The organism is Blautia luti (assembly GCF_013304735.1).
In the GTDB taxonomy this organism is placed as follows: domain Bacteria; phylum Bacillota; class Clostridia; order Lachnospirales; family Lachnospiraceae; genus Blautia_A.
This window is the reverse complement of the sequence record NZ_JAAITI010000010.1, coordinates 1-12210: the sequence shown is the minus strand read 5'-3', so window position 1 is coordinate 12210 and position 12210 is coordinate 1. Positions and strand designations below refer to the sequence as shown.

12 protein-coding genes and 1 tRNA gene are annotated in these 12210 nt (G+C 45.9%); 11 read left to right on the top strand and 2 right to left on the bottom strand.

The window, feature by feature from the left end; genetic code table 11:
• Nucleotides 1-23: 23 nt before the first annotated feature.
• Nucleotides 24-737 carry a response regulator transcription factor gene (locus tag G5B06_RS07440; protein WP_173762193.1) on the bottom strand — a complete coding sequence of 238 codons (714 nt, stop codon included), beginning with the start codon at nt 735-737 and terminating at the stop codon, nt 24-26.
• On the bottom strand, nt 738-1928 hold the full coding sequence (locus G5B06_RS07435; protein ID WP_294414086.1) for a sensor histidine kinase: 1191 nt from the start codon (nt 1926-1928) through the stop codon (nt 738-740).
• 304 nt (nt 1929-2232) lie between these two features.
• Here G5B06_RS07435 and G5B06_RS07430 point away from each other — a divergent pair, with 304 nt between their 5' ends.
• From G5B06_RS07430 to G5B06_RS07380, 11 genes are all read left to right on the top strand, one after another.
• Nucleotides 2233-3471, top strand: a complete 1239-nt coding sequence (locus G5B06_RS07430) for an O-acetylhomoserine aminocarboxypropyltransferase/cysteine synthase family protein (protein ID WP_173762202.1) — start codon at nt 2233-2235, stop codon at nt 3469-3471.
• A gap of 38 nt (nt 3472-3509) precedes the next feature.
• On the top strand, nt 3510-4373 hold the full coding sequence (locus G5B06_RS07425; RefSeq protein WP_173771636.1) for a 4Fe-4S binding protein: 864 nt from the start codon (nt 3510-3512) through the stop codon (nt 4371-4373).
• Nucleotides 4366-4611 (top strand): sulfurtransferase TusA family protein, encoded by a 246-nt coding sequence (locus tag G5B06_RS07420; RefSeq protein ID WP_015526613.1) that lies wholly within the window; start codon nt 4366-4368, stop codon nt 4609-4611. Before G5B06_RS07425 ends, G5B06_RS07420 begins: the two co-directional genes overlap by 8 nt.
• Nucleotides 4612-4623: 12 nt before the next feature.
• Nucleotides 4624-4833 carry a sulfur carrier protein ThiS gene (gene thiS / locus G5B06_RS07415; RefSeq protein ID WP_021976045.1) on the top strand — a complete coding sequence of 70 codons (210 nt, stop codon included), beginning with the start codon at nt 4624-4626 and terminating at the stop codon, nt 4831-4833.
• Entirely contained in the window at nt 4833-5639 is an 807-nt protein-coding gene (gene thiF, locus G5B06_RS07410; protein ID WP_118071859.1) for a thiazole biosynthesis adenylyltransferase ThiF, read from the top strand. The genes thiS and thiF overlap by 1 nt, the downstream gene beginning before the upstream one ends.
• 77 nt (nt 5640-5716) lie before the next feature.
• Nucleotides 5717-6133 carry a M67 family metallopeptidase gene (locus tag G5B06_RS07405; RefSeq protein ID WP_021976043.1) on the top strand — a complete coding sequence of 139 codons (417 nt, stop codon included), beginning with the start codon at nt 5717-5719 and terminating at the stop codon, nt 6131-6133.
• Nucleotides 6134-6138: 5 nt separating this feature from the next.
• Complete coding sequence (locus G5B06_RS07400) at nt 6139-7845, top strand: adenylyl-sulfate reductase subunit alpha (RefSeq protein WP_173771634.1); 1707 nt, start codon at nt 6139-6141, stop codon at nt 7843-7845.
• Nucleotides 7829-8140: a 4Fe-4S dicluster domain-containing protein gene (locus tag G5B06_RS07395; RefSeq protein ID WP_015526617.1), complete on the top strand. Its 312-nt coding sequence runs from the start codon at nt 7829-7831 to the stop codon at nt 8138-8140. Before G5B06_RS07400 ends, G5B06_RS07395 begins: the two co-directional genes overlap by 17 nt.
• A 51-nt stretch (nt 8141-8191) precedes the next feature.
• Nucleotides 8192-9094, top strand: coding sequence for a sulfate adenylyltransferase subunit CysD (gene cysD / locus G5B06_RS07390; RefSeq protein WP_015526618.1), 903 nt, complete (start codon nt 8192-8194; stop codon nt 9092-9094).
• A gap of 1 nt (nt 9095) precedes the next feature.
• Nucleotides 9096-10781: a sulfate adenylyltransferase subunit 1 gene (locus tag G5B06_RS07385; protein ID WP_173771632.1), complete on the top strand. Its 1686-nt coding sequence runs from the start codon at nt 9096-9098 to the stop codon at nt 10779-10781.
• Between the two features lie 957 nt (nt 10782-11738).
• Nucleotides 11739-11826, top strand: a tRNA-Ser gene (locus tag G5B06_RS07380).
• The last annotated feature ends 384 nt before the right edge of the window (nt 11827-12210 follow it).

Below are 12210 nucleotides of genomic sequence, written 5' to 3'. Positions count from 1 at the left end.
GAAATGTGAAAAAAAAGAGACATTTACCGGCAGGTAAAAAGATATCCCTTCCCATAAACCGAGACAATGTCATATTCATCGGTATCCTCGGCACCGATCTTGGTCCGGAGGTTAAAGATATGCCGCCGTACCGTGCTGGTATCTGTTCCTGCACAACTGCCCCATACCGCTTCGTAGAGCTCCTTTGCAGAAAAAATCTTCTCCTGGTTTTCTGCAAGGAGACGCAGCAGAGAGAATTCGGTCCGGGTAAGACCTGTGTCGGCATTATTGAGATATGCATGGCCGTCCGAAAGATCCAGCCGCAGGCTGCCGATGGTGATCTGACGGGAGGACTGAAATTTTTCTTTTATTTTTTTTTCCATTCGTTTCTGGCGTTCCAGAAGCATCTGGATCACGGCCAGAAATTCATCGAAATTATAAGGTTTGGTGAGATAATAGTCGCCTCCCTGCTGAAGTCCTTCTACCCGATCCCGGATATCACTTTTTCCGGTGAGAAAAAGAACCGGATTCATGGTTTTTTCGCGGAAGCGGCGGCAGATATCCAGACCGTTTCCGTCCGGAAGCATAATGTCCAGGATAAGAAGATCCGGCAGATGTTCTTCAAGCTGATGACAGGCTTCGGCGGCTGTCTGTGCAGTGCGGACATCGTAGCCACGGCGCCGTAGCATCCGGCAGTTGGTATTCAGCACCTGTTCTTCATCCTCGACCATAAGGATAAGCGATTTCTTTTCATTCATTTATGATTCCTCCTCCGGAAGTGAGAAGAACACCTGAGTTCCCTCGCCTTCTTTACTTTTCAGCCATATTTTGCCGCCGTGGGCAGTGATTATCTGATGACATACATAGAGGCCTATGCCGTGCCGCCAGTAATCTTTATCTGCAGAAACATAACCCTTGAGTGCGTTTTTTCGCATTTCTTCTGACATGCCGGTTCCGGTGTCGGAGACGCAGATGGTCTGCCAGCCCGGTTCGCCGGAAAGAGAAATGGTGATGGTTCCGTTTTGGGTGTGCCGTTCTGCATTGGAGATCAGATTGGTGATAACCTGGATCAGCCGTTCCGGGTCTGCAGAGATTTCCGGGAGGTTGGGCTGTATCGTAAGGACCAGCTGGTTATTCCCGGGACTTGGATGACTGCTGAAATCTTTTTCCACAGAATGTAAAAGTGCTCCCAGATCTGATGGTACAAGGGAAAGGGCAAGCCGTCCCTGCTCAATGGAAACGGTATCCATAAGATCCAGCACAATCCGGTCAATCCGCATTACTGATTGTTCGATGGTGCGGAGATTTTCCTGCATAAGAGAGAAATCCAGAGGATCTTCCTCAAGGAGCTCGGAGGTGTCACGGGCGTGGAGAGCGATGGAGTTCAGAGGATTTTTGATCTCGTGGGCAACGGTGGTCAGGAAGGTGGACTTGGCATTATCAAGGGAGCGCAACCGCAGATTCTGTTCCTCCAGAAGGAGCTGCTGCTGATTATATTCCTTCAGATGAAGATAGAGAACACTGCCGCAGACAATACTTACAGAGACAAACGCAAGAAGAATATCTGCCAGCCGGTCAGCTTCCGTGGCAAAAGGAGTTACAGTGTCCGGGAAATGGTATGCAATCAGACACAGTCCTATATATAGGATAATCTCCAGCAGAGAAACGATCAGAGCCCGTCTTTTTTTCAGCATCAGCACGGTGAAAATAATAGCAAACACGAAGAAAGCCGGCATGCCGCCACGATAACCGCCGCTGGTAAAAAACATCACCGGAAAAACGATCAGAAAGATCACGACAATGGTGATCAGGTAGCAGCGCTGATATTTTCCACTGTAATAGGAATAAAGAAAAAGCCCTCCGGAGATTGCAACCAGCGCAAAATTGATCAGTACATTTCCCCAGGAACCGGTCCCGAGACTGAGAAAGGCCATGATCAGGCTGATCACAGTACCTCCCAAGGCGAGGATGTTGAACAGCCGGACGCGGAAATCAAGGGTGGGGCTGAATAAAGAGTGAAAAATAGTTCGGAGCTTCGGATTTATATTGATAGGGATCACCTCCTGCTTTTAATGTAGGTTTGTATGTCTGCGAGCATCTTTCTTTTGGGGTTGTAATTCCCGTAACTGCTATAATTGTACCATGCTGCTGTATAGTTGTGTACACAAAAAAATACATTTAATCCCATTTTCCTATTGACATACTATGAATAGTAGGTTAATATAAGTGTCAACAAAAGAAAGGGCAGAGGCTATGAACGAATACGGCTTTAATACAGGGCTGCTCCACGGCACCAATGAGAAATATCCGCAGGGTGCCACACAGGTTCCAATCTATCAGAGCAGCGCATTCCGACATGACAGCGCGGAAGACCTGGAGAAAATTTTTGATAATAAAAAAATGGGCTTCTCCTATACAAGGATCAACAATCCTACGGTAGAGTCCTTTGAGAAAAGAGTGACTATGCTGGAGGATGGAATCGGCAGTGTAGCATGTGCTTCCGGAATGGCGGCGCTGACCAATGCGTTTCTGAACATTCTGCAGGCAGGAGACGAGATCGTGGCAGCCTGCGGACTGTACGGCGGAACTGTGGAACTGTTTGATGATTTGAAGCCTTTCGGGATCTCCGTAAAGTACGTAAGTGAGAATAAGCCGGAAGCTTTTGAGGCAGAGATCACAGAGAAAACGAGACTTGTTTTTGCGGAAACTATCGGAAACCCCAAGCTGGACGTTACCGATATCCAGGCGGTTGCAGAAGTGGCACATAAGCATGACGTACCACTGATCGTAGACAACACGGTAGCAACCCCGTATCTGATCCAGCCACTGAAGCTTGGAGCTGACATCGTGGTTCATTCCTCTTCCAAATATATCAATGGAAGCAGCGATGCAATCAGCGGCATTCTTGTCTGTGGTAAGGGTCTGAAATGGGACCCTGACCGATATCCGGGACTTGCTCCATACCGGAAATTCGGACCATTTGCATACATCGCCAAACTTCGAAACGGACTTTTCCGGAACACTGGCGCGTGTCTTGCTCCGCAGAATGCTTTCCTTAATAATCTGGGACTGGAAACCCTGGGGCTTCGAATGCAGAGACAGTGTGACAACGCACTGGAACTTGCCAGATTTTTACAAAGCCTGGGTGGTGACATTGAAGTAAATTATCCGGGACTGGAAGAAAGCCCTTATCACGAAATTGCGAAAAAGCAGTTCAGGAATGGCTACGGAGCTATCGTAACCGTAAGAACCGGAAGCAAGGAGAAGGCTTTTTCCATTATTAATTCATTGAAGATTCCGCTGATCATCTCCAACATCGGAGACACGAAGACACTGGTCATTCATCCTGAATCCACTATCGCGGCACACATTTCCGATGAAGAGAAATTGCAGTCAGGAGTATTCGAAGACCTGATCCGTATCAGTGTGGGAATTGAAGATATTGAAGATTTAAAGAGAGATTTTAAAGAAGCGATAGAGAGTAACAGATAAAATCGATAGCTGCACGGCAGAGAAATGGAGAGTTCGTTATGGCAAAAGTAGATTACGCTACATTAAAAAAAGGTGGTTTCATGAGACAGAAGCAGAAAAATAATTTTTCTCTTCGTCTTGCCTGTGTAGGCGGTACGCTTACAGCAGAAAACCTTAAGAAAATCGCAGAAGTAGCTGAGAAATATGGTGACGGATATGTACATCTTACTTCCAGACAGGGAGTTGAGATCCCGTTCATTAAATTAGATGATATTGATGATGTAAAAGATGATCTTGCGAAAGGCGGATGCAAACCTGGTGTCTGCGGACCGAGAGTCCGTACAGTTACAGCCTGCCAGGGTAATGCAGTCTGTCCAAGCGGAAACATCAACAGCTATGACATTGCGGTGAAATTAAATGAGAGATATTTTGGAAGAGAGCTTCCTCATAAATTCAAATTCGGTGTTACCGGATGTCAGAACAACTGTCTGAAAGCAGAGGAGAACGATGTAGGAATCAAAGGAGCAGCACAGGTCAGCTGGAAAGAAGATACATGTATCCACTGTGGAGTCTGTGAAAAAGCCTGTAGAGAAAACGCCATCTCCTTTAAAGATGACAAGCTGGTGATCGACACAGAGAAATGTAACTACTGCGGCAGATGTGCAAAATCCTGTCCTGTAGATGCATGGTATGTAAACGAAGCATTTATCGTTTCCTTTGGCGGAACGTTTGGAAATCACATCAGCAAGGGACAGGAATTCCTTCCGCTGATCACCTCTGAAGAACAGCTTTTCAGAGTGACCGATGCAGCGATCCAGTTCTTTGATGACTATGCAAATCCGGGAGAGCGTTTTAAATTTACCATCGACTGGGTAGGCGCTGAAAAACTTCAGGAAGTTTTGAAAGGAGCATACAATGGCTGATATTAAAATTGATGATACAGTAGATATTACCGATGTAGTTTGCCCGGTAACTTTTGTAAAAGCAAAAGTAGCACTTGAGGAGCTAGACGACGGACAGATCCTGGCGATCAAAATGAACGATGGCGAGCCAGTACAGAATGTACCGAGAAGCGTAAAAGAAGAAGGACATCAGATCCTGAAACTTGAAGATAATGAAGATGGAACTTATACACTGATCGTAAGAAAAGTTGAAGAATAGGAGAACAGAGAAATGACAATCACAGTTGCAGGAAATAAAAAAGAATACGAAGACGGACTGAAACTTACAGAGCTTATTGAGAAAGAGGATATCGAAAGTCCTGAGTATGTAACCGTAACCATCAACGATGAATTCATCAGCAAAGAAGACGTTCCGAACACAGTTGTAAAAGACGGTGATGTTGTTGAGTTCCTGTACTACATGGGAGGAGGCGCAAGATAATGGCTTTTACAAATGAGCAGCTTGAGCGTTACTCCCGCCACATCATCCTGAAAGAGGTGGGAGTAAAAGGCCAGAAAAAGCTTCTGAATGCCAAGGTTCTTATCATCGGAGCCGGCGGACTTGGAGCACCGGCAGCCCTTTACCTTGCAGCAGCAGGTGTGGGAACAATCGGAATCGTAGATGCAGATGAGGTAGATCTTTCCAATCTTCAGAGACAGGTCATCCACACAACTGCAGATGTTGGCAAACTGAAAGTAGAGTCTGCGGCTGAGACTATGAAAGCCATCAACCCGGACGTTACCGTAAATACATATCATACATTTGTAGATTCCAGCAACATTATGGATCTGATCAAAGATTACGATTTCATTCTGGATGGAACGGACAACTTCCCTGCAAAATTCCTTATCAACGATGCCTGTGTAATGGCTGAGAAACCGTTTTCACATGCAGGTATCATCCGTTTCCAGGGACAGCTGATGACTTACGTTCCGGGACAGGGACCATGCTACAGATGTGCATTCCAGAGCCCGCCACCAAAGGATGCCGTACCGACCTGTAAGCAGGCTGGTGTTATCGGAGCCATGGGCGGCGTGATCGGAAGCCTTCAGGCAATGGAAGCCATCAAGTACATCATCGGACAGGGTGACCTTCTTACAGGAAGACTTCTTACCTACGATGCGCTGAAGATGACATTCCGTACCGTAAAACTTCCGAAGAACCATCACTGCCCGGTATGCGGCGACAATCCGACCATCACAGAGCTGATCGATTACGAGCAGGCTGTGTGCGAGCTGAAACACTGATCATATAGAAGTCAAAAGTGTCTGCTGGTGCAGGCAGTATAAATAAGTATAGAAACCCATTGGAGGCTGCGAAGATAATGCTGAAATTAAAAAAAGAAGATTACGAAAAAATATTAGACCATTGCAGAAAGGGACTTCCCAATGAGTCCTGCGGCCTTCTGGGCGGGACCATTGAGGGCGATGTAAAAACCATCGAGAAGGTGTATTTACTGACAAATATCGACGAGAGTAACGAGCACTTTTCCATGGACCCGAAAGAACAGCTGAGCGCGATCAAAGATATCCGTCAGAACGGATATCAGATGATCGGAAACTTTCATTCTCATCCGGAGTCTCCGTCAAGGCCTTCCGAAGAAGACAAACGACTTGCTTTTGACCCGAACATCGAATATCTGATCCTCTCCCTTATGGATGCAGAAAACCCGGTGCTGAAGGCCTTCGGCGTAGACAAAGAAAAAAATGTAACTGTACATGAGATTCAGATAACAGAGTGATGAGTATGAAAAACAGATTAAACACAAAAGAAATTACAACCGATGTGCTGATCATAGGCGGAGGTACCGCAGGTTGCTATGCGGCGCTGGTTCTCTCAGAACAGAAAGCCGGCAAGGTGCTGATCGCAGAAAAAGCAAATATCAAACGAAGCGGCTGTCTTGCAGCAGGTGTCAACGCCATCAATGCCTACATTGTAAAAGGCCGCAAACCTCAGGACTATGTAGATTATGCCACAAAAGATGCCGCAGGAATCGTAAGGCAGGATCTTCTTCTCACAGCTGCAGAGAACTTCAACGAAGTTACCGCGAAGATGGAGAAACTTGGCCTTGTGATCCTGAAGGACGAAAATGGCGATTATGTAGCCAGAGGAAACCGTAACATCAAGATCAATGGTGAGAATTTTAAACCGCTTCTTGCTGATGCCGTTCATGAAGCAGAAAATGTAGACGTTCTGAATTATGTAAACATCACAGACCTTCTTGTAAAAGATGGACAGGTTTACGGAGCGGTTGGCTTCTCTATTATGGAAGAAACAGCATACATTATCCGGGCAAAAGCAATTCTTGTTGCGACCGGAGGTGCAGCTGGTCTCTATAAACCAAACAATCCGGGATTTTCCAGACATAAGATGTGGTATCCGCCATTTAACACAGGTGCCGGATACGCAATGGGAATCCTGGCAGGCGCGGAGATGACATCTTTTGAGATGCGTTTTATTGCTCTTCGCTGCAAGGACACCATCGCTCCTACAGGAACCATCGCACAGGGTGTCGGCGCAAAACAGATCAATGCGGCAGGCGAGATCTACGAGACAAAATACGGTCTGACCACAAGCGAGCGAGTTTACGGAACAGTCCGGGAAAATCAGCTTGGCCATGGCCCGTGTTACCTGAAGACTACAGGGATCACGAAAGAGCAGGATGAAGATCTTCTGAAAGCTTATCTGAACATGGCACCAAGCCAGACTCTGAAATGGATCGAAAGTGGAAAAAACCCAAGTGAGCAGGATGTGGAGATCCAGGGAACAGAGCCCTATATCGTAGGCGGCCATACAGCTAGCGGCTACTGGGTAAACACAGGCCGTGAGACTACTGTGAAAGGTCTTTATGCAGCAGGTGATGTTGCAGGCGGATGTCCCCAGAAATATGTAACAGGGGCACTTGCAGAAGGAAAACTTGCAGCACTGGATATGGTGAAACAGTTTTCCGCAGGATCTCTGAAAGAAGCGGATATTACCACAGAAGCGGAGATCAAAGTTCAGGAAGAAAAAATCCTTTCTCAGTACGAAAAGTTCCGTAATGAAGATGCACCGGCATTTTCCGTTGAGGAGCTTGAGGAAGCCATGCAGAAAGTCATGGACGAGTATGCGGGAGGAATTGCTTCCAATTATCAGTTCAATGAGAAACAGCTGGATCTTGCAGATGAAAAGATCCTTAAGCTTCAGGCTCTTGCCGAAAAAACAGCGGCAGCAGATATGCATGAGCTGATGTTTGCATACGAACTTCGTGAGCGTCTCATTGTGTGCCGTTCACTGATCGCTCATCTGAAAAACCGAAAAGAGACCAGATGGCATTCTTTCAACGAAAATCTGGATCATCCGGAAACCGATGAGAAATTTTATAAATATGTAAATTCGAAACTGGAAAACGGCGAGATCAAGATCATTTTCCGTGACATTGTAAAGGAGGACACATATGAGCATACGAATTGATCAGAAAAAATGTGTTGGCTGCAGAAAGTGCAGTGAAGTATGTCCGGGAACCCTGATTGTCATGGAAGACAAAAAAGCCGTGATGAAATATCCGAAAAACTGCTGGGGCTGTGTTTCCTGTGTAAAGGAATGTAAAGCCGGCGCCATTGACTTTTTCCTTGGTGCGGATATCGGTGGTAACGGAAGTATCATGAATGTAAAAAGCGAAGGTGATATCCTTCACTGGATCATTACAAAAACAGACGGTTCCACATCCGTGATCGATGTGGATCGACGAAATTCGAATAAATACTAGAAAACAGGTGCTGCCGGTTTTGGCGGCCGGAACAGGAGGATGAGATCAGATATGAGTGGATTATCACATTTGGATGAGCTGGAAGCGGAGGCAATTTACATCATCCGTGAAGTTGCAGCAGAGTGCGAAAAGCCGGTAATGCTTTATTCTATAGGAAAAGACAGTTCTGTAATGCTTCATCTTGCGATGAAAGCTTTTTACCCGGAGAAACCGCCATTCCCGTTTCTTCATGTAAATACAACCTGGAAATTTAAAGAGATGATCGAATTCCGTGACAAGACTGCAAAAGATCTCGGGATTGAAATGCTTGAGTACATTAACCAGGACGGTGTGAAACAGGGAATCAATCCTTTTGACAGTGGTTCCGCATATACAGATATCATGAAAACACAGGCCCTGAAACAGGCTCTTAAAAAATATGGTTTCACAGCTGCATTTGGCGGCGGCCGTCGTGATGAGGAGAAAAGCCGTGCAAAAGAGCGTATCTTCTCCTTCCGTAACGCAGAGCAGGCCTGGGATCCGAAGAACCAGCGTCCGGAGATGTGGAAGCTTTACAATACTGAGATCAACAAAGGTGAAAGCATCCGTGTTTTCCCAATCTCCAACTGGACTGAGACTGATATCTGGCAGTACATTAAGAGAGAAAATATCCCGATCGTTCCGCTGTATTTTGCAAAAGAGCGTCCGGTTGTATACAGAGACGGCAACATCATTATGGTGGATGACGACAGAATGCGTCTGAACCCGGGTGAGGAGCCGCAGATGAAAAAAGTTCGTTTCCGTACTCTTGGATGCTATCCTCTGACAGGTGGTATCGAGTCTGACGCAGAAACACTGGACGAGATCATTGACGAGACTTTAAGCTCTGTGGAATCTGAGAGAACTACACGTGTTATCGATTCCGACGGCGGAGCTGCCAGCATGGAAAAAAGAAAGAGAGAGGGGTACTTCTAGGATGAGCGGATTACTGAAATTTATCACTTGCGGAAGTGTGGATGATGGAAAGTCTACACTGATCGGCCATATTCTTTATGATTCCAAGCTTTTATATGCAGACCAGGAAAAAGCCCTTCTTCTGGACAGCAAGGTAGGTTCCAGAGGTGGTGCCATTGATTATTCTCTTCTTCTGGATGGTCTGATGGCTGAGCGTGAGCAGGGTATCACCATTGATGTTGCATACCGTTATTTTACAACGGATAAGAGAAGTTTTATTGTTGCAGATACTCCTGGTCATGAGGAGTATACAAGAAACATGGCAGTTGGCGCTTCTTTTGCCCAGCTTTCCATTATTCTTGTGGATGCAAAACAGGGTGTTCTGGTGCAGACAAGACGTCATGCGCGTATCTGCGCTCTGATGGGTATCCATCATTTTGTATTTGCTGTTAATAAGACGGATCTTGTTGGTTACAGTGAGAGCCGTTTTAACGAGATCGTGAAGGATATCAATGAGCTTTCTGAGACTCTGGGTCTTCAGGATGTTGTGATTATTCCTGTCAGTGCTACAGAGGGTGATAACGTAACGAAGAAGTCTCCGAATATGCCCTGGTATACGGGGAAAGCTCTTCTGGAGCATCTTGAGACTGTGGATGTTTCAGAGGCTGAGAATGTCAGCGAGTTTTATCTTCCTGTCCAGCGAGTTTCCCGTCCAAACCATGAATTCCGTGGTTTCCAGGGCCAGATCGAGAGTGGCCGGGTTCATGTAGGCGATACCATCACTACGCTCCCCAGCAACGAGACAGCGGCTGTTAAGACGATCCTGGTGGGCAGTGATAACCGTGAGGAGGCTGTTGCAGGCCAGGCTGTTACCATTCAGCTGGATAAAGAGGTGGATGTCAGCCGTGGCTGTGTTCTTACCAATAATAATGAGATTCCGGTGGCTAAAGGTTTTGAGGCTACGCTTCTCTGGATGGATGATTCCAGACTTGAAGTGGGCAAGGAATATCTTGTGAAGCTTGGTACCAAGAAGATCGCAGGTGTGGTTAAGAGTATTGAGTTTAAGACTGACGTGAATACCGGGGAGCATCTGCCTGCGGATACGATTGTGAAGAATGAGATTGCTTTGTGTAAGATCGGGCTTTCTGATAAGGTTGTGTTGGATGAGTTTAAGAAGAATAAGACTCTTGGGGAACTGATTCTGATCGACCGTGTGAGTCATATGACTTCGGCTTGTGGTGTTGTGGAGTCTGTGGATACTGAGGGTGAGAAGCCTTATTTCCAGAAGGATGATGTGAAGGTTGGCGGTTATGTTTTTGAGGAGTTCTATTTTAACCTTGAGAATGCGCTGCTTTCCAAAGCGGATAAAGAGGTCAAGACTTATCATGTAGGGGATACTGTACCTACAGAGGGTGATAGCTTCGAGTATCCGGGTTATTTTGATATTGTATCCCTGGAGGACAATGCAGCTGTTCTTATTCGTGATAAGAAGGTGCTGGATATTATTCCGCTGGATAAGTATGCCTTTATGGGACTTCCTGTTGTAGATGAGAGAGGTTTTGCGCTGGAGATCCGCAGTAATGATGATTATCAGCAGTTCCTGGAGGAGTTTAAGGGGGCTGATAATAAGTCGGAGTTTCATAATAAGTGGTTTAAGTTTGAGACTTATAGGAAGATTGTCTGCACGGATAATTTCTGGATGATCTAACGAAAAACTGTATCAATAACATTAAGAGGCTGCATGGGTGTGCAGTCTCTTTTTTTGTTGAATTTGAAGGTTGTTGAGCCATCAGCGCTGCGCTGGATGGCTGGGAGGGTGGGCTTCTGCGGGAGGTTGTTGGTGATTGGACGGTTTGGTGGCTGACGGGACGCCGAGGCTCAGGATACTGTCCGGTCTGCGGCTTCGTCGGGGGCTGGCTTCTAAGATGCCGAAAATCTGCTAAAACCGTTTTCCAAAAGTCCGAACTCGCTTCGCTCAAACAGCGAACTTTTGAAAAACAACGCAGATTCCCGCCATCTAAGAAGCGCACCCCTCCTGTAGAAGCAGAGCCAGCCAGTATCCTGAGCCTTGGCTGTGCATTCAGGCCGGAAAGGAGAAAACAAGCCTGCAGAGGGACGGAGGCGGGCGCTGTGGCGCCCTGTCCTGGTTGTGTGGAGTTTCTTATAGTGTATATGGATTAAATTGGTGAAGGGAAGTATTTTGAAATAGAGTGGCATATAGAAAACTAGATCGGCAAAGAGAACCATTTTGAATATCGTAGCATACAGAAGATTGGATCGGCAAAGAGCTACATCCTGAATACCGAAGAATACAGACAAGAGTCAACTGTGTTACACATCGAAGATGTAACACTGGTTTCCGTGCCCAAGAGGGTGGGGGGTGCAGGGGGAGGGCCTTCGGGCTTACGGAACTCTGAGATGGCCTTCCCCCTGCATCTCCCGCATTGAAAATGCGACCCGCGTAGCCCTATGCAATAAGGCAATAAACAACAGTATACATCCTTTGTTATTCCCCATCTATCGCAATACAATAAAATTAATGTAAAAAAATAAAAAAAGGTGTTGACAAAGCATATCGCCTTCCGCTATAATTAAACCTGCGTTTCGGATGAAAAGACAGAAGAAATGCACTCCAATTTAATAAGAAATTATGAGTTCGGAGTCTGGAGAAGTACTCAAGAGGCCGAAGAGGTGCCCCTGCTAAGGGTATAGGTCGCTAACGCGGCGCGAGGGTTCAAATCCCTCCTTCTCCGTTATTTTTTTGAAAAAAATAAACTTTTCAAAAAAATGAAAAAACTTGTTGACAAACGCTTGCAAACATGATAAAGTAAACAAGCTGTCAGCGAGACAGAAATTCATCAAAAAAGAATTTGAAAAAAGTTGAAAAAGTACTTGACAAATGATTTGAGATGAGATAAAATAAATGAGCTGTCTGAGAGACAGAACGAAAAACCTTGATAACTAAACAGTGAAACACATACGATTCTCGAAAATTTCTTTACATTTTAAAGAACGGTTTTAACAAACCAAAAGCAGTAAAAACGAGAGATAGCCAAACGGTTGTCTTGAGTAAACGAATCAAACATTTTATCAGAGAGTTTGATCCTGGCTCAGGATGAACGCTGGCGGCGTGCTTA

Bases quoted from the DNA above. Each gene is read 5' to 3' on its own strand.
- G5B06_RS07440 (WP_173762193.1), bottom strand. From the start codon at position 737: ATGAATGAAAAGAAATCGCTTATCCTTATGGTCGAGGATGAAGAACAG.
- G5B06_RS07430 (WP_173762202.1), top strand. From the start codon at position 2,233: ATGAACGAATACGGCTTTAATACAGGGCTGCTCCACGGCACCAATGAG.
- G5B06_RS07425 (WP_173771636.1), top strand. From the start codon at position 3,510: ATGGCAAAAGTAGATTACGCTACATTAAAAAAAGGTGGTTTCATGAGA.
- G5B06_RS07420 (WP_015526613.1), top strand. From the start codon at position 4,366: ATGGCTGATATTAAAATTGATGATACAGTAGATATTACCGATGTAGTT.
- thiS (WP_021976045.1), top strand. From the start codon at position 4,624: ATGACAATCACAGTTGCAGGAAATAAAAAAGAATACGAAGACGGACTG.
- thiF (WP_118071859.1), top strand. From the start codon at position 4,833: ATGGCTTTTACAAATGAGCAGCTTGAGCGTTACTCCCGCCACATCATC.
- G5B06_RS07405 (WP_021976043.1), top strand. From the start codon at position 5,717: ATGCTGAAATTAAAAAAAGAAGATTACGAAAAAATATTAGACCATTGC.
- G5B06_RS07400 (WP_173771634.1), top strand. From the start codon at position 6,139: ATGAAAAACAGATTAAACACAAAAGAAATTACAACCGATGTGCTGATC.
- G5B06_RS07395 (WP_015526617.1), top strand. From the start codon at position 7,829: ATGAGCATACGAATTGATCAGAAAAAATGTGTTGGCTGCAGAAAGTGC.
- cysD (WP_015526618.1), top strand. From the start codon at position 8,192: ATGAGTGGATTATCACATTTGGATGAGCTGGAAGCGGAGGCAATTTAC.
- G5B06_RS07385 (WP_173771632.1), top strand. From the start codon at position 9,096: ATGAGCGGATTACTGAAATTTATCACTTGCGGAAGTGTGGATGATGGA.